At 61.4% G+C, this 17,436-nt stretch carries 14 protein-coding genes and 2 tRNA genes; 11 read left to right on the top strand and 5 right to left on the bottom strand.

The annotated features are described in order from the left end of the window. Window positions 1-70: 70 nt before the first annotated feature. The 7 genes from DK847_RS16495 (at window position 71) to DK847_RS21155 (ending at window position 8,476) form a co-directional block, all read left to right on the top strand. Window positions 71-376 (top strand): DUF3489 domain-containing protein, encoded by a 306-nt coding sequence (locus tag DK847_RS16495; protein WP_111199628.1) that lies wholly within the window; start codon window positions 71-73, stop codon window positions 374-376. After that, window positions 373-822, top strand: a complete 450-nt coding sequence (locus tag DK847_RS16490) for a DUF2924 domain-containing protein (protein WP_111199627.1) — start codon at window positions 373-375, stop codon at window positions 820-822. Before DK847_RS16495 ends, DK847_RS16490 begins: the two co-directional genes overlap by 4 nt. Continuing rightward, window positions 815-2,509 carry a recombinase family protein gene (locus tag DK847_RS16485; RefSeq protein ID WP_111199626.1) on the top strand — a complete coding sequence of 565 codons (1,695 nt, stop codon included), beginning with the start codon at window positions 815-817 and terminating at the stop codon, window positions 2,507-2,509. Before DK847_RS16490 ends, DK847_RS16485 begins: the two co-directional genes overlap by 8 nt. A gap of 425 nt (window positions 2,510-2,934) precedes the next feature. Further along, window positions 2,935-3,393, top strand: coding sequence for a sugar dehydrogenase complex small subunit (locus DK847_RS16480; RefSeq protein ID WP_111199625.1), 459 nt, complete (start codon window positions 2,935-2,937; stop codon window positions 3,391-3,393). A gap of 4 nt (window positions 3,394-3,397) precedes the next feature. Continuing rightward, window positions 3,398-5,017 (top strand): GMC family oxidoreductase, encoded by a 1,620-nt coding sequence (locus DK847_RS16475; RefSeq protein WP_111199704.1) that lies wholly within the window; start codon window positions 3,398-3,400, stop codon window positions 5,015-5,017. A gap of 453 nt (window positions 5,018-5,470) precedes the next feature. Next, window positions 5,471-6,460 (top strand): HNH endonuclease, encoded by a 990-nt coding sequence (locus tag DK847_RS20955; RefSeq protein WP_111199624.1) that lies wholly within the window; start codon window positions 5,471-5,473, stop codon window positions 6,458-6,460. A gap of 894 nt (window positions 6,461-7,354) precedes the next feature. After that, window positions 7,355-8,476 carry a DUF3841 domain-containing protein gene (locus DK847_RS21155; protein ID WP_111199622.1) on the top strand — a complete coding sequence of 374 codons (1,122 nt, stop codon included), beginning with the start codon at window positions 7,355-7,357 and terminating at the stop codon, window positions 8,474-8,476. 1,167 nt (window positions 8,477-9,643) lie between these two features. Here DK847_RS21155 and DK847_RS16455 read toward each other — a convergent pair. Then, window positions 9,644-9,718, bottom strand: a tRNA-Gln gene (locus tag DK847_RS16455). Window positions 9,719-9,798: 80 nt separating this feature from the next. Between DK847_RS16455 and DK847_RS16450 the strand changes: the two genes are divergently transcribed. Further along, a tRNA-Pro gene (locus DK847_RS16450) sits at window positions 9,799-9,875 on the top strand. A gap of 56 nt (window positions 9,876-9,931) precedes the next feature. Here the strand turns inward: DK847_RS16450 and DK847_RS16445 are convergent. Continuing rightward, window positions 9,932-10,483 (bottom strand): biotin transporter BioY, encoded by a 552-nt coding sequence (locus DK847_RS16445; RefSeq protein WP_111199621.1) that lies wholly within the window; start codon window positions 10,481-10,483, stop codon window positions 9,932-9,934. Between the two features lie 79 nt (window positions 10,484-10,562). On the opposite strand from DK847_RS16445, the gene DK847_RS16440 reads away from it, so the two are divergent. After that, on the top strand, window positions 10,563-11,444 hold the full coding sequence (locus DK847_RS16440; protein ID WP_111199620.1) for an MBL fold metallo-hydrolase: 882 nt from the start codon (window positions 10,563-10,565) through the stop codon (window positions 11,442-11,444). 153 nt (window positions 11,445-11,597) lie between these two features. Here the strand turns inward: DK847_RS16440 and DK847_RS16435 are convergent, their stop codons facing one another. Beyond that, window positions 11,598-13,232: a long-chain-fatty-acid--CoA ligase gene (locus tag DK847_RS16435; RefSeq protein WP_111199619.1), complete on the bottom strand. Its 1,635-nt coding sequence runs from the start codon at window positions 13,230-13,232 to the stop codon at window positions 11,598-11,600. Between the two features lie 72 nt (window positions 13,233-13,304). Next, window positions 13,305-14,711, bottom strand: coding sequence for an amidase (locus DK847_RS16430; RefSeq protein WP_111199618.1), 1,407 nt, complete (start codon window positions 14,709-14,711; stop codon window positions 13,305-13,307). Between the two features lie 107 nt (window positions 14,712-14,818). Here DK847_RS16430 and gabT point away from each other — a divergent pair, with 107 nt between their 5' ends. Together gabT and DK847_RS16420 are read left to right on the top strand one after the other, a co-directional pair. Next, a complete protein-coding gene (gene gabT, locus DK847_RS16425) occupies window positions 14,819-16,120 on the top strand; it encodes a 4-aminobutyrate--2-oxoglutarate transaminase (RefSeq protein WP_245414647.1) in 1,302 nt (433 codons plus the stop codon). A 221-nt stretch (window positions 16,121-16,341) separates the two neighbouring features. Beyond that, window positions 16,342-16,827, top strand: coding sequence for a fasciclin domain-containing protein (locus DK847_RS16420; protein ID WP_111199616.1), 486 nt, complete (start codon window positions 16,342-16,344; stop codon window positions 16,825-16,827). A gap of 43 nt (window positions 16,828-16,870) precedes the next feature. Here the strand turns inward: DK847_RS16420 and DK847_RS16415 are convergent, their stop codons facing one another. Further along, a complete protein-coding gene (locus DK847_RS16415) occupies window positions 16,871-17,356 on the bottom strand; it encodes a c-type cytochrome (RefSeq protein ID WP_111199615.1) in 486 nt (161 codons plus the stop codon). Between the last annotated feature and the right edge of the window lie 80 nt (window positions 17,357-17,436).

Genomic DNA, 17,436 nt, shown 5'->3' with positions numbered 1-17,436 from the left:
TCGACAGCCCGCCCTGAGCGGGCTTGCGGTGGTGGGAGGCTGCTTAAGCCTCCGGAACAGGAGAACCACCATGACCATCAAGAAATCCGGCTTAACCTCCAGGCAGACCAAGAATTCAGCGCCCGGTACTCGTTCGAAGCAGCCCGCCAAGAAGCTGTCGCCCGCACCAATGAGCAAGTCCGAGACCATTCAGGCCTTTCTAGCTCGTCCGCAGGGAGCGACTATCTCGGAACTCTCAGGGGCTACCGGCTGGCAGGCTCATAGCGTGCGCGGATACCTCTCGGGGACATTGAAGAAAAAGCTGGGTCTCACACTAGATTCATCCAAAGGCCAGGGTGGCCGCCGCTATCGGCTCACCGAAGCTGCCAACTCGTGAGTAGGACGGAAGAGCTCTTGGCAGAACTAGCCGGGATGGATCTGAAGAGCCTGCGGGTCGAGTGGAAGCGTCTTTCTGACGATGATGCTCCGCCTGCGATGAGCAAGGAACTGCTCCGGCTCGCCATCGCCTACAGGAGACAGGAACAGGAGTTCGGCGGCTTCAGCCGCCGGACCTCCATCCGGCTGAGGGCACTGCGCAGTGGCGGCAGGGGAAGCTTACAACTAAGTGGTGAGACCTTGCCTCTGAAGCCGGGGGTTATGCTGCTGCGCGAGTGGCAGGGCAAGGCTCATGAAGTTCTAGCTCTGGAGGACGGACGGTTTGCCTACGGGGGTAAGGTGTGGAGGTCCCTGAGCGAGATTGCCCGTGAGATCACAGGAGTGCGCTGGTCCGGACCCCGCTTCTTCGGCACCAGGGACCGGAAGAGGACTACTTCCAATGGCTGATTGTCCCACAATCCGCCGCTGCGCAATCTATACCCGCAAGTCCTCAGAGGAAGGGTTGGATCAGGCCTACAACTCCCTTGCGGCCCAACGGGATGCCTGTACGGCCTACATCGCCAGCCAGAAGCATGAGGGCTGGACCTTGGTCCCAAAAGCCTACGACGATGGCGGCTTCTCAGGCGGCAACCTCCAGCGGCCAGCGCTCGAGGGCCTGATGCAGGACATCGCCAGGGGCGAGATCGACATCATCGTGGTCTACAAGATCGACCGGCTCACCAGGTCCCTGGCAGACTTCGCCAAGCTCACGGACGTCCTGGACCGGCACAACGTGTCCTTCGTGGCGGTCACCCAGCAGTTCAATACGTCGACCTCAATGGGTCGACTGACGCTCAACGTGTTGCTCTCCTTTGCCCAGTTCGAGCGGGAAGTTGCCAGCGAGCGTATCCGGGACAAGATCGCCGCCTCCAAGCGGCGGGGCATTTGGATGGGAGGGCATCCACCGCATGGCTATGAGGTGAAGGCGAGAAAGCTGGTCGTCGTTCCGGAGGAGGCCGAGACCGTCCGTCACCTCTTCGACCGCTACCTGGAGCTTCGATCCGTGCAGCTCCTGCGAAGGGAACTGGCCAGCTCCGGGAGGCGATCGAAACGTAAGGTCCTCCAGGATGGCTCGGTGGTGGGTGGTGTTAGCTTCTCCCGGGGCGCCCTGTATACGATCCTGAAGAACCCGATTTACCGGGGCCTGATCCAACACAAGGGTGAGTGTTTTCCCGGGGAGCACGAGCCAATCGTGGAGGAGAAGCTGTTTTCGGATGTCCAGCGAGTCCTAGAACAGCAGGGGCCCGGGGACAAGGCGCGCCGCAAGCTGTCCTCCCCTGCCCTGCTCAAGGGGCTGGTGTTCGATGCTCAAGGCGAGCGGCTGCAGCCAACCCATTGCAGCAAGGGGAGGAAGAAGTACCGGTACTACACTTCGAAATCGCTGCTGAAGGAGGGGAGGCAGCAGGCGACGAGCGGGTTTCGGGTTCCCGCTCCTGACCTCGAGATGATCGTCATCCGTTCATTGGCAGGCCACCTGAGAAAAAGGCAATGGGTTGCTGCGCTCGTACCCGGTCCCGGAGACCTTCCGCCCGCACTTGAAAAAGCACAGGGCATTGCGGTCGATATCGAGAGGCAGCCGATCATGAACACCGGAATGATCGGCGACCTCGTTACCCGTATCACCATGGATAAGAGAAACATACATCTCAGGGTCAACAGGGATCAGCTTGTCGCCCTCCTCACCGGCCGACTCCCCGAGGACGCACAGTCGCCGCTGGATAGTCTGCCCCTCGTGATCGACATCACCGGCCACCTCCTCCGGTGTGGGAAGCAGGTAAGACTGGTGGTTGACGAAACCGGGGACCAGCCATATTCCGATCCCCACCCCCGCCTCGTCGCCGAAATCCTGAGAGCCCGTCGGTGGTTTGATGCGCTCTCATCCGGGGAGGTCCCGACCATCGCCGCCCTTGCTAGGGCCGAGGGCGTCTCGGCTTCCTACATCAGCCTCAAGATAAGTCTCGCCTTCCTCGCACCAGACATCGTTGAGACCATCGTCGACGGCATGCAGCCGATGTCCCTTACCCCGGAACGGCTCAAGAAGGCCTGCCCGCTACCCGCCTCCTGGGAAGAGCAGCGCGCCCTCCTGCTGGCCTGAACTCCACACTGACAGTCTGTCTTTGCCGGGACAGATCCGTGGGAAGCCGTTCCGCAACTATTATGATACACGGCACGGCGCGCCATAACCGGAATTCGGAGCAGCAGAGACTTTCCGAGTGAAATCCACCAGCCAGAGCGCCAAATCCGTCTCTCCGGCATGCCTGCCGCCCGTTGTGCGGTCCAAGCCTCGGATATGTCGGAGAGTTCTCCGACAGCTGTCATTCTCATGGTTCGACAAGGGTGGATTGGCTGACTTTGATGTGGATCGAATTCACGATCGTCGGGAGAGCTTGGTATCGCCCTTTCTTTGAAATTGTCGCGGATGCTGCTTGCAATTCTTGAGCGGCCAAGCCCAAAGGACTGCGAGACACCGTTGGCACGACAGAGTTTCGAGTGCTAGCCTCGAAGTCAGTAGGTTGCAGGATGACCATGATCGGAAATCTTTCGCGTCGGGACTTGCTGAGAAGCGGCACATCGGCAGCTTCCATACTCGTCGTTGGCATGCAGTTCACTGCTCCCGGACACGCTGCAACACCCTCCAGCCTAGATCAGTTTTCCGATGTTTCCCGAAAGCTGACAGGGCAGTCAGCGCTCGACATGGACATGTGCAGGAACATCCTCGATGCGTTTGTTTCAGCAGGACAAGCCGAGAACTTGGCGACACTGATCTCGGACCCGGCTCCTGAGCGCAGCCAGTCGAAGATTGCCGATGCGGTCGTCGCAGCTTGGTACAGTGGACTGTCCCCCGTGCCTGGTGCCCGCGAGGTGACGGGGTTCAACGAAGCGCTAGTCTGGAATGCCATGTCCTACACCAAGCCATGGGGAAACTGTGGGGGAGAGATGGGATACTGGAGTGAGCTGCCTGCGGGTGAGGAGCCCTGACTCCATGAGCGACAGCATGATAACCGACGTCGCCATCATCGGCTCAGGTGTCGCCGGCGCACTGGTCGCTGCACACTTGGCCGAGCGCGGTTTCAAGGTCACGATATTGGAGGCGGGAGAGGAGGTCGACCGGTCGGCAGCGGTCGATCGCTATTGGTCGGCTGCCATCAAGGTGCCGGAGTGTCCCTACCCTCCCGTGCCGCAGGCCATGCACCCGGTCTCGGACAATCTCGATTTCTGGTACCAGCAAACGGGACCAGACAAATTCGCGAGCACCTACATCAAGACAGTCGGCGGAACCACTTGGCATTGGCTCGGCACCGCATTGAGATTCGTTCCTGCGGATTTTGAGCTGAGGACGCGATTCGGGCAGGGCGAGGACTGGCCGATCAACTATGCAGCGCTCTCTCCCTATTACAACAGGGCAGAGGATGAACTCGGCGTATCAGGAGACGGGACGTCGGATCTCGGCTCTCCCCGATCAGCCGGCTACCCCATGCCGGCCATTCCGCAGACCTACCTGGACAAGGCCTTCGCAGCAGCCCTTCAGGGATCTGCTTACGATGTGAGATCCACGCCTCAGGCACGGAACTCGAAGGATCAGTCCGACCGACCCGCCTGCTGCGGCAATGCAAGCTGCATCCCCGTCTGTCCAGTGCAGGCAAAATACGATGCCACCGTGCATGTCGCCCGGGCCGTGAAGGCCGGCGCCGTTCTTCTCAGCAAGACCAATGTCGTGTCTCTGGATGCCAGCGACGACAACAGGATCACGGCCGCCCGGTTCATCCGCTGGAACGGCAGTGCCGGTTCGCTACAGGCTCGCTATTTCGTGCTGGCCGCACATGCGATCGAAAGCCCCCGGCTGCTTCTCAATTCGGCAACTGAACGCTTGCCGAAGGGCGTGGCAAACAGTTCGGACCAGGTCGGCCGCAACCTGATGGACCACCCGACGCAGCTTTCATGGGCGCTGGCCGAGAAGCCGGTCTATCCCTATCGAGGACCGCTTTCCACCTCTGGAATCGAGAACCTGAGAGATGGCGACTTCCGCCGCACCCGGGGCGCCTTCCGCATCGAGATCGGCAATGACGGATGGTCTTGGCCGACCGGTGCGCCGATCACGACCGCGGCGGAACTTGCCAATCAGGGCCTGCGTGGCAAGGATCTCGACACCGCACTGCGCCAGCAGACCTCGCGGCACGTTCGCCTTGCCTCTCTGGTCGAGCAACTTCCCGATACAGGCAACAGGGTGACACTCGACCCGGAGAAGCGCGACGTCTATGGCGTGCCGCTCCCTCGCCTTTCCTACAGCATCGACACTTATGTCCAAGCGGGGCTGGCGGCTGCCCGGGTGGCGCACGACGAGATATTCGAGCGGCTGGGTGTGAGCGAAAAGCAGCATAGCCCGCTGGTGCAGGGGGCGGGTCACATCATCGGAACGCTGCGCATGGGGACCAACGCCGGAAGTTCAGTGATCGATGGCGAGTTGCGGAGCCACGACCACCCCAATCTGTTCGTGTCCGGTTCGGCGGTGTTCCCGACCTCGGCCACGGCCAATCCAACGCTGACGATCGCAGCCCTGGCTCTCAGGCTTGCTGACACCATAGCCTCGACAGCCCGACAGTAGACTCTTTGAGTCATCACGAGACAACATCATCGCGCGTTTGACTCCCGCACGTCCGGCAAGATTGCGTGTTGCGGCCGCGAGTTTGGATGGCCCCGGGCTTCATGCCATAACCGGAATTCAGGCACACAGAGACTTTCCGCACACATCACCGCCTCCGAGCCCCTCTCAAGCGGTCTCTGGATACGGCGTCAGCGCTGCTCCTCGCGCAAGCCCCGGACATGTCGGAGACATTCCGCACGCATCGGCAACAACATAAAAAAGCACATCCTAGGAAAAAAATATTGGCTGACTTTGATGTTGATCGAATTTGCGATTGTGGGGATCTGCTAGGCCCCAAGTCCGATAACTCGGTCACCAGACGTCAGTCGTTCAAGGAGGGCTCACCGGTTGACCGATCGCGGGGATCTATAGGAAGCTTCATAGCTGGAGTGAGTTATAGCTAGGTAGGCTGAAATGGGGCGAGCCTGGAGCATCATTACCTTAGGGGCCGACCGCCAATATGGCGGAAATCGCGGCTATGACGATGAGCCTCGACGGCTCTACCGCTACGATAGCAACGTAGTAAATCACCTTCAGATAGCCCAGGGGGATTTGGTTGTTATACGAAACAGCGAAGCGGCCATTGGCGTGGCAAGAGTTGTCGGCATCCAGAAGTCAAGCGGCCTGAAGGCCATCCAGAGATGTCCCCAATGTGGCAAAACGAATATCAAGGAACGCCGTACTGTTACGCCTCGATGGCGATGTTCTGCGGGACACGAGTTCGGTGAGCCTGCGATCACCGAAGAACCCGTGGAACACTACACTGCGGATTTCGGCGGCACATACGTTGATCTGCCGAGCGGTATTTCGAAGAGCCAGTTGAAGGGCATAGCTCTTCGTCCAAGTGACCAGATATCGATAGAAGAACTGGATCCGGTTCAGCTCGAGAAGCTACTTGTCCCACTGTCCAACCGCGCCTTGGACGAGCTGTCCTCCGCCATCATGAGTGGTGTCATTGGGCCAGACGAGAGCTCCGATGAGACTGAAGAGACAGCTTATGTTCAGTCTGCGGCTGATCAACGGAACAAGGTGCTAAGAGAGGTACGCGCTCGCCGTGGTCAGCAGAGATTTCGAAAGGGACTCATTCGCCGCTATGGGGCCCGCTGCCAGATCACAGGTTGTGACATCACGGACTTGCTGGAGGCCGCGCACATCTGGCCTTATCGTGGCGATGGTGACAATCACCCGGGAAATGGCCTGTTGCTCAGGGCAGACATCCACACCTTGTTTGATCTCAACCTGATTGCAATCGATCCCGGCGACCTCACCATTCACCTTGATAAAGGTATCCAACGGTCCGGGTATCAAGATATTCACGGCAGGACATTGCTGGTTGGAATTAGGAAGCCATCAAATCAAGCTCTTGAGAGCCGCTGGAAGATCTGGCGGGAGAGGCAGCAATAGGTCCTGGGGCCTGATCGATATCACGATTGTTGAGATCGTTTCGTCGACGATATCTTGATCACATGGCCATCAAAGGCCGCTCATTCAAAGAATGTTCCTGGTTGACTGATCGCTTTTGTCCATAGGAAGCTTCTTGAAGAGGCGCTGCTCTAGGGAGTGGAGATACCGAATGTCACAAGAAGAGGCTTCGACTCCTGATCTGCCATATCGAGTCTACTCTTACGACTGCTTCCACATGCATGGTGAGGATGACGATTTCCACCTGAACGCAAGCTTTCGATGGCTCCATGATGCAGTAGCCTATTGCAAACTCAAGATAGACGATCAGATTCTTGGTTACATTCAGGCTTCCGAAGCCAATGAGGCAGACTCCGCTAAGCTTATTGCCGAGGCCCAAGAGCAGTTGTCGCTACTCGGGTACAACTAATTCGTGTCCAGCGAAGTCGATGCAGAAGCCAAAGGAGCCTTTAGCTTTATGGACTATGTTGCCCAACGTCTGTCCGCAAGATCAAGCAACGCTTCAGAGATAGGTTCTGTCTCCAAAGCGGAGGCAGCAACCGGCCAAGAAAGCGGCGGACCACGCCCCCGTGCCACACTTAACGAGGCCCTCGAAGATGAGAGGGAGTTCGCCAGGATGACAAAGGAAATCTACGATCGAGCAGAAGCTCGGTCCTCAGACGATCTAGAGAGAACAATCGACGAAGCGCGTGCCGAGCAGACGAAGTGATCCGTGACTTACAATACGTCACCACTCACTTGATCCTGAGTTGCTAGCGCTCGCATTTTCGGAACAAATTTCACTTTGTTCGCACCCTCTTGGGAGGGGGATTGGGGCCCCAAAGTGCCCAACATCTCCAGCGCTCCTCCTCTCGGTAAAATCGGCTGGCCTCTGCCATGGCCTCCCTTGGACCCGGTATCGTCCGAAGCATTTGTGCACCCTCGAGACGAGCCATGTTTGCAATCATCCAGCCGAGCTCGAGGCGTTCAGTTTCCAGCTCAGGGTCTTCACTCAATGCGGCAAATGGCCGAGAATGCTTCAGGCCTCCGACCATCTGCCATTCGACTATTGTCCCGTCGTCTCCAGACGTTGTTGAAAAGCGCCCGACAATCGAGTTGCTCCATTCTACTCCAACCATGAGCTTGGGTGCCTTGGCACGCTTCACTTTGGCACGAAGTTCCGTCACCTCTGCGGCGGTTGGAAGGGCGAGCACCAGGTCTCTTTCCGCTCGAAGTGACGATTGGTCTACCATCAATAACCTGCTGTTGATCGGCCCCACTAGGCGATCAATACTAGTGCATGATCAGCATGAGCGCCATACCAGACAGAGCCGCACGGCGGGCCAATCAGTCTTTGAACAAGTCCTTGTTCCGGAGGCGATTCCTGCCGTGACAAAGCTCACGCCCAGCAGCGCGTGTCGCCGGATAGCCGACGCACATCCCGACATCATGCTGCGAATCTACACCTTTCAAACTGCCGCCGCACTAGATGCACTTCAAAGGAATGGCGTTCTCAGCTGCATTAGGGAAATTCTGAAGGAGCACTCGGAATTGCTAGGAACCTCTGGCGCAGATCCAAGAAAGTGGAACGCCTACGACTGGATGGTTGAACAGATGCACGCTCAACCAGGACTCTCAGGTGGAGCATATCCTGTATGGGCCTGGATCAAGAGGCCTTCGCTGACTGGGAAGGAGCGTCGTCGACATCGAGGGCAGTTTCTCATCACGGCCATTGTTCCGCGAAAGCGACTGCTGATCTCGGATTACGATCAGTGGCACAATTGCCTCAATGGAGGCCCCGTGACGATCAGTGAGGGAGAGAATTGCCGATTAGAACAACTCGAGCGCACGGACAACGCGGCATGGACTGAGGAGTGCCGATCAACATGGGCCCGCATCTTCCGGTTTGCTCCAGAGGCAGGGGAGCAGCCATTTTGGCGCCTCCGAAAGAGAATGGTCCTGCAGGCTTGCATCAGTGAAATTCGAAGTGACGAGGTGGTCGCTGTTCGTCCAATCTGATCGAATTCTTCTGGAGAACGGAGCACACGCACCTTGTCTGAGATCAGCATTCAATATCAAAACGCGAACGGCAACTGGACAACTGTTCAGCTGGTCATGAACGATCCCCACAACATTGCAAACGGCATGCGCAGTGCGAAGTCAATGTATCCCAGCTCGAGAGTGAGGGCGATAGATCCATCTGGCAGAGTCCTGGACATATTGTGATGCCTGCGAGGTAGTGCACTCGCGGTCAAACACAACTCATTTTGACGCCCTTGAAAGCTGCTCTCACATCTCCGGGGCTGCTACTCTCCTGGTATACCGAGCTATCGGGGTTGCAACAGTCACCCGTAGGAAGTTCTGAGTGCTAGAGGTCGCTCCTGTTGATTGGGCGCCGGTTCCGAACCAGATGTTCAACCGCTGGGTTCCAAGACATTTAACAGGGTCAACGGCGCTCGCGTGGCGCCATAACCGGATTTCCGGCACACAGAGACTTTTCACAGGTATCACCGCCGCCACACCCCAATTCAGCGGTCTCTGGATACGACATGGACGGTTCTGTCAGCGCAAGCCCCCGACATGTCGGGGACATTTTCTACGGCTCAGGAAGATAAGTTTTAGTAGGAATTAATGGCTGCCTTTGAAGTGGATCGAAAGTGCGATTGTTAGCGTCACCTTTTCTGATATTTACTCCTATATAGATCAGCTGACGATGGTCGTCCGGCTCGCGTCATAACCGGATTTCAGGCTCTCAGAGACTTTCCGCACACATCACCGCCTCCGAGCCCCTCTAAAGCGGTCTCTGGATACGGCATCACCGCTGCTCATCGCGCAAGCCCCGGACATGTCGGAGACATTCCGCATGCATCGGCAAAAACATAAAAAAGCACAGACTAGGAAAATAATATTGGCTGCCTTTGATGTGGATCGAAAGAGCGATTGTTAGCATCGCCTTTACTGTCATTTAATCCTACACAGGTCACCTGACGATGGTCGTCCGGCTCGCGTCATAACCGGATTTCAGGCTCTCAGAGACTTTCCGCACACATCACCGCCTCCGAGCCCCTCTAAAGCGGTCTCTGGATACGGCGTCACCGCTGCTCCTCGCGCAAGCCCCGGACATGTCGGAGACATTCCGCACGCATCGGTTAAAACACAAAAAAGCACAGACTAGGAAAATAATATTGGCTGGGGCGGGAGGGATCGAACCTCCGAATGGCGGAATCAAAATCCGCTGCCTTACCGCTTGGCGACGCCCCAGCAGATGGGGCCCGTATAGCCAGCGGAACAGTGCTTGCCTAGCCCGAAAAGCATGTCTATAAGCCGCCCCGAGCCTAGGACGGAGTGTAGCGCAGTCTGGTAGCGCACCTGCTTCGGGAGCAGGGGGTCGGAGGTTCGAATCCTCTCACTCCGACCAATGAAAACGGCGCGGAACCGGCAGGTTCCGCGCCGTTGTTTCTTGGGGCCCGAGGCTCAGCGGCGGCCGAGCAGCGTCCAGGCAGCGGGAAAGCCGAGAGCGGCCACGGCGGCCTTCACAAGGTCACCGACCAGGAAGGGCGTGAGGCCGAACTGGATGGCCTTCTCGAAGCCGATCCAGGCCGAGAGCCAGATGAGGCCCGGCACGTAGAGGACGGCCGCACCCAGCAGCATGGCCGCAAACATCTTCGGCACGGAACGGTCCCAGCCGCGCTCGGCCAGATAGCCCACCACATAGGCCGCGGCGATGAAGCCCAGCACATAACCGAAGCTCGCCAGCATGACGCCCGACTTGAATTCGGCAAAGACCGGAAGGCCGATCGCCCCTTCCAGCGCATAGAGCGCCAGCGTGGCAGCGCCGAGGCGCGAGCCATAGGCGGCGCCGATCACCAGCACGGCGAGGCTCTGCAGCGTCATCGGCACCGGGATCATCGGAACGTTGACCTGTGCCGCGGCGGCAACGATGAGCGAGCCGACAATGGCGAGTGCGGCATTGCGGGCAAGGCCGGTCTCGGGCCACAGGCGGTCGGAAAGAAGGCTGGCATTCATGGTGGTTCACCCCTACCCTGTTCAGGAAAACTGCGTGCAACGCTTATAGAGTTGGCCACTCCGCGCCGCAACACACCGCATGACCGACCTGACTTTCGACCGCAACTTCGACGTGACCCCAGGCCAGCCCCAGCGCCTCAGCCCTCTCGTGCGCCGGGTGCTGGTGAACAATGCAAGCCCCTACACCTTCAAGGGCACCAACAGCTTCATCGTCGGGACGGGTCGGGTGGCCGTCATCGACCCCGGCCCCGATGACGACGCACAGCTTGCCGCCCTGCTCGACGCCGTGAAGGGCGAGACCGTCACCCACATCCTCGTCACCCACTCCCACGCTGACCACTCGCCGCTGGCCAGGCGCCTGAAGCAGGCGACCGGGGCTGCGACGCTCGCCTATGGCGCGGTCGAGGCGCCACCCTCCTCCGGCCTCCGGCTCGACGCCTCCATCGACCACGATTTCGTGCCCGATGCGCGGCTTGCCGATGGCGACGTGGTGTCGGGGCCCGGCTGGACGCTGGAGGCCCTGTTCACGCCGGGCCACATGTCAAACCACATGTGCTTCGCGCTGAAGGAGGAGCGGGCGCTCTTCGCGGGCGACCATGTGATGGCCTGGGCAACCAGCGTGATTGCCCCGCCCGATGGTGACATGGGCCAGTATTTCGCCTCGCTGAGGAAGCTCCTCGACCGTGACGAGCAGGTCTATCACCCCGGTCATGGCCCCTCGAGGCGCGATCCGCTGCCGCTGGTGCGCGGCTATCTCGCGCATCGCCGCATGCGCGAGGAGGCGATCAGGGCACGCGTGGAGCAAGGTGCGCGCAGCGTCAGCGAGATCGTCGCGGCGATCTATGCCGATGTGGACCCCAAGCTCCATGGCGCGGCCGCACTCTCCACCACCGCGCATCTCGATCACCTCGTGGCGCAGGGCAAGCTGCGCAAGGTGGAGGGAGTTTATGAGGCGGCCTAGAGTGATTTCCCTCCCCCTTGTGGGGAGGGATTAAGGGTGGGGGTGGCGCCGGGTAGCGGATGCATGAAATCTAAGTCAGACATCACCCCCACCCCTGCCCCTCCCCACAAGGGGGAGGGGAATACAAGTGCAGCCAGTTGACAACCCGGCGTTCTACACGCCTGGAAACCGATAGCCCTTGAACCGTGCGCGGAGTTCGAGCTTGGAGATCTTGCCCGTCGCCGTGTGCGGGATCTCGTCGACGAAGGCGACGTCATCCGGCATCCACCACTTGGCCACCTTGCCGTCGAGATGCGCCAGCACCTGGGCGGCCGTCACCTCGACCTCCTGCTTCTTCACGACGACGAGCAGCGGGCGCTCGTCCCAGCGCGGGTGAGGCAGGCCGATGGCCGCAGCCTCATGAACGCCGGGGCAGCCCAGAGCGATGTTCTCGAGGTCGATCGAGGAAATCCATTCGCCGCCGGACTTGATCACGTCCTTGGCGCGGTCGGTGATCTGCATGAAGCCATAGGCATCGATGGTGGCAACGTCGCCCGTGTCGAACCAGCCCTCCGCATCGAAGGCGCTACTGCCCTCGCCCTTGTAGTAGCAGCGTGCCACGGCAGGGCCCTTCACCTTGAGGCGGCCGAAGGTCTTGCCGTCATGCGGCAGGGGATTCCCTTCATCGTCGGTGATCTTCATGTCGACCATGAAGGGCGGGCGGCCCTGCTTCAGCTTCACCGTCCACCAGTCATTGGAGGGCAGCGCGCGGGTCTCGCCCGTGGCGACGGCGAGCGAGCCGATGGGGCTCATCTCCGTCATGCCCCAGGCATGGATCACATCGCTGCCATAGGTCTCGACGAAGGCCTTCATGATCGATTCCGGGCAGGCCGAACCACCGATCACCACGCGGTCGAGATGCGGCAGGCGGAGTTCGGGATTCTGCTCGAGATAGGCGAGCAGCATCAGCCACACGGTGGGCACCGCGGCGGTGATGGTCACCTTGCCCTCGGTGAGCATTTCATAGATCGAGGCGCCATCGAGCTTCGGCCCCGGCAGCACGAGCGCGGCACCGCCGATGGGGGCGGAGAAGGCGAGCGACCAGGCATTGGCATGGAACATCGGCACCACCGGCATGGCGACGTCGACGCTCTTGATCGCCATCGCATCCCCCAGCGCGCACATCAACCCATGCAGCACGTTGGAGCGGTGCGAATAGAGCACGCCCTTTGGGTGGCCTGTCGTCCCGCTGGTGTAGCACATGCCGCAGGCCGTGTTCTCGTCGAACTCCGGCCAGGCGTAATCCGCGTCGCCCTCAGCGATCAGCGTCTCGTAGCAGACGACATTGCGCAGCGTGGTCTCGGGCATGTGCGCTTCGTCGGAGAGGATGACGAAGCCCTTCACCTTCGGGCACTGGTCCTGCAGCTTCTCGAGCAGTGGCACGAAGGTGAGGTCGGTGAAGATCCACTGGTCCTCGGCATGGTTGACGATGTAGCCGAGCTGGTCGGTGAAGAGGCGCGGGTTGAGCGTGTGGACGATGCCGCCCATGCCCATCACGCCATACCAGATCTCGAGGTGCCGCCAGGTGTTCCACGCCATGGTGGCGATGACGGAGCCGAGCGACAGGCCCAGCTGGCGCTCGCAGGCAGAGGCCAGCGCCCTGGCGCGGCGGCTGACGGTGGCATAATCGGTGCGGTGCAGCGGGCCCTCGACGGAGCGCGACAGGATCGGCCTCGTGCCATGCCAGCGTGCCGCGTGGTCCAGCACGCGGTGAACGAGCAGCGGAAACTCCTGCATCAGGCCGAGCATGGCGTGTTCTCCCCGATCCAACTGTAACGGGAATGAGGTGCCCCCGCCAGATGACCTTCCGCTGCTGTTAGGTCAAGTTCTGGGATCGATCGGCGTGAGGACGCCCAGCCCCAGCACCTGCTCGATGAAGCGCGCACCGGCCAGCAGCTTCGCCTCGCCGCGCCCCGGCGCCACGATCTGCAGCCCGACCGGCAGGTGCTCCGCCGTGAAGCCGCAGGGAATGGAAATGGCGGGGCTCGCGGTGAGCGTGATGGCGTGGACGATCATCAGCCAGTCGACATAGGTCTCGAGCGTCACGCCGTCACATTCCGCAACGTAGCGCTGTTCCACCGGGAAGGGCGGCACGATGGTGGTGGGGCAGAGCAGCAGGTCATAAGTCTCGAAGAAGGCCCGCATGCGGCGGAACATCTCGCCGCGCTGGGCCTCGGCCCGGGCGATTTCGGCACCGGTGACCTTGAGGCCTTTCTCGATGTTCCACACCACCTCGGGCTTGAGGAGGTCGCGGTGCTTCTCCAGCAGCGGTGCCATGTTGGCATAGGAGAGGGCGCGCAGCGTCTGGGCGCATTCGCGCGTCTCGCGCAGGTCGGGGTGGGCCTCCTCGACGATGACGCCTTCGGCCTCCAGCTTGCGCGCCGCGGCCATGACGAGGTCGGCGACGCGCCTGTCGACGGGCGGCAGGCCGAGATCGCGCGAGACGGCGACGCGTTTCGGCTTCCAGCCGGAGCGGGCGGCCTTGAGATATGATGTGCCGTCGGAGGGAAGCGAAAGCGGATCGGCCGGCTCCTCGCCCACCATGGCATCGAAGAGAAGTGCCAGATCCTCGACGTTGCGCGCCATGGGGCCTTCGACGCCGAGCGTCGAGTCGATCTTGGAGAAGACGGTGGCCGCCACCCGGCCGGGCGAGGGCCGCATGCCGACCACACCGCAGAAGCTCGCCGGATTGCGCAGCGACCCGCCGAGGTCGGAGCCATGCGCCACCCAGGCCATGCCGGTGGCCAGCGCCACGGCGGCCCCGCCCGACGAGCCCGACGCAGAAAGGGCCGTGTTCCACGGGTTGCGGGTGATGCCGAAGACCTCGTTGAAGGTGTGGGCGCCCGCCCCGAATTCCGGCGTGTTGGACATGGCGTAGATCACTCCGCCATTGCCCTCGAGATGGGTGACCAGCAGGTCGGAATTTTCGGCAATCCTGTCCCTGTAGATGGGGGAGCCCTGGGTGGACCGCACCCCGCCCACGTCGGTCAGGTCCTTGATCGGCACCGGCAGGCCGGCCAGCAGACCCCGCTCGCCCAGGGGCCTTTCCATCAATGTCCGGGCATGGCGGCGCGCCCGGTCGAAACACCGGGTCGGCAGGGCATTGACGGCGCCATCCACGGCCGCCACCCGGCGTTCCAGCGCATCCAGACAGTCGAGAGATGTGATGTCGCCTGTTTTCAGGCGCTGGACCACCTCGGTGGCGGTCATCCGGATCAGGTCAGTCATGCAAATCCCCCTCGACGGGAGAGAGTGAAATCCGTTTGCCCGCCCCCCGTCAACGGGCGTAAAAGCCGCCCAGCCATTCACACAGAAGCATCCCCAAGGAGAGCATCATGAACGCACCGGTCGCAGCCCCAGGCATGAACAAGCAGTGGGTGGAGCGCCGCGCCAAGGCCGTCTCCCGCGGCATCAGCGCCGGCGCCCCGGTCATTGCGGCGAAGGCCGAGAATTCCGAGATCTGGGACGTCGAGGGCAACCGCTACATCGACTTCGGCGGCGGCATCGCGGTGGTCAACACCGGCCACCGTCACCCCCTTGTGATGAAGCGCGTCTACGAGCAGCTCGAGGCCTTCACCCACACCTGCGCCATGGTGATGCCCTACGCGCCCTTCATCGAGGTGTGCGAGAAGCTGAACGCGGTCGCCCCCATCTCCGGCGAAAAGAAGACGGCGCTGGTGACGACCGGTGCCGAAGCCGTCGAGAACGCGGTGAAGTTCGCCCGCGCCTATACCGGCCGCTCCGACATCATCGCCTTCAACGGCGGCTTCCATGGCCGCACGCTGCTCGGCATGTCGCTCACCGGCAAGGTGGTTCCCTACAAGGCCAAGTTCGGCCCCATGGCGCCGGGCGTGTGGCATGTGCCCTTCCCCGTCGCCCACAAGGGTGTGACCATCGACGAGACGATGCATGCCATCGAGTGGCTGTTCAAGGCGGATGTCGAGCCGCAGCGCGTCGCGGCCATCATCATCGAGCCTGTGCAGGGCGAAGGCGGTTTCTACATCGCGCCGAAGGAACTGATGGTGAAGCTCCGGAAGCTGTGCGACGAGCACGGCATCCTGCTCATCGCCGACGAGATCCAGTCCGGCTTCGGCCGCACCGGCAAGTTCTTCGCCATGGAGCATTATGGCGTGGAGCCCGATCTCATCACCTCGGCCAAATCGCTGGCGGGCGGCTTCCCGCTCGCCGCCGTCGTCGGCCGCGCCAAGATCATGGACGCGCCTGAGCCGGGCGGCATCGGCGGCACCTATGCCGGCAATCCGGTGGCCTGCGCCGCGGCGCTTGGCGTGTTCGACGCCTTCGAGCAGGAAGGCCTGCTCGAGAAGGCCGAGAAGCAGGGCAAGCTCATCATGGAGCGCATGACCGCGATCAAGGCCAAGGGCAAGGGCATGCCGATCGGCGACGTGCGCGGGCTTGGCGCCATGTGCGCCTTCGAGCTCGTCACCCAGCATGGCGGCAATGAGCCGGATGCGGGTGCGGCCAAGGCGCTCGCCGCCAAGTGCCTGGAGCGCGGCCTCCTCATCCTCACCTGCGGCGTCTATGCCGACACGGTGCGCATGCTCACCCCGCTGACGGCCTCCGAAATGGTGCTGAAGGAAGGCCTCGACATTCTCGAGAGCGCCATCCTCGGCAACTGAGCCATCGACATCCGAATGGGCAACGCCGGGCCTCGCGCCCGGCGTTTTGCTTTTGAGGCTCAGCGGTAACTTATGTCTCACGAACACGTGAGTGAAGACACAGGCCTGCGGAAATCCGTTTCACGCGCGGCTTCGTTTGAACGCACGGTGCAGGCAACATCGCCACATCAGCGCCACGGCCACGCACGTTCCTGATGATTTATCATTTCCCGGAGTCTTACATGCACAAGATCATTCTTGCGGCCACGGCTGCACTTTGCCTCGGCGCGGCTTCGGCCTCGGCCGCCAACGTCGTCGAAACCGCCCAGCAGGCGGGAAGCTTCAAGACCCTGATTGCCGCCGCGCAGGCAGCGGGCCTCGCCGATGCGCTGGCCACCACCAAGAACATCACCGTCTTCGCACCCACCGACGAGGCCTTCGCCAAGCTGCCGGCCGGCACGGTGGAGTCGCTGCTGAAGCCCGAGAACAAGGATCAGCTGGTCGCTATCCTCACCTATCACGTGCTGCCGCGCGAGCTTGAGTCCAAGCAGATGCTTGCAGGCCCCTTTCACGTGCGCACGCTGAAGGCCAAGCCGGACCGCACGCTTGCCATCACCAAGAACGCCGACGGCGTGACGGTGGACAATGCCAAGGTGATCAAGGCCGACATCGTGACGGACAACGGCGTGATCCACGTGATCGACACCGTGCTCATCCCCAGCAAGTAAGTGACTGCGGCCCTCTCCCCGGCGCGGGGAGAGGGCCAACTCATCAGCCCTTCGGCATGATCGGCGGGGCGATCACGATATAGGGCGTCTTCGGCTCCTGGCCTGGCGGTACATAGTCCGGCACCGCATCGCCCGCATCGCCGAGCGAGACGATGTACTGGTAGAGAGAGCGGATATCGCTCTCGTCCATGGCATGGACGTTGAAGGCCGGCATGGGCGGCCTCGCCTGGAAGGTCTTGGCATATTGCAGGAAGGCGTCCTCGCTGCCCTTCTCCTTCACGACGCGGCGCAGGTTCGCCGGATAGGTCGTGCCCCAGGGGCCCTGCCAGCCGAGCGACGTGCCCTTCAGCGCCGCCGCCGGATCGATCTTGCCGCCCGTCTCGGCGTAACCGTTTGTATGACAGTCATGGCAGCCGGAGGTGATGGCCACCTGCGCCCCGCGCGCCACCGAGACTTCCCCTGCAAGCGCCGCACTGCCCGAAAGGACCACGGCGCCCAGGGCGGCCGCGGCCAGAGTCCACGTCTTCATGTCGTTCTCCCACTGTTTTGAGGCGGCCTGTCTCGCCGCTCTAGCCGCGCAAATCTGTGATGAACGTCACAGACCTTCCC

The organism is Aestuariivirga litoralis, assembly GCF_003234965.1.
Taxonomy (GTDB): domain Bacteria; phylum Pseudomonadota; class Alphaproteobacteria; order Rhizobiales; family Aestuariivirgaceae; genus Aestuariivirga; species Aestuariivirga litoralis.
The sequence above is the reverse complement of the archived record's forward strand: the minus strand, read 5'-3'. Positions and strand labels throughout refer to the sequence as shown.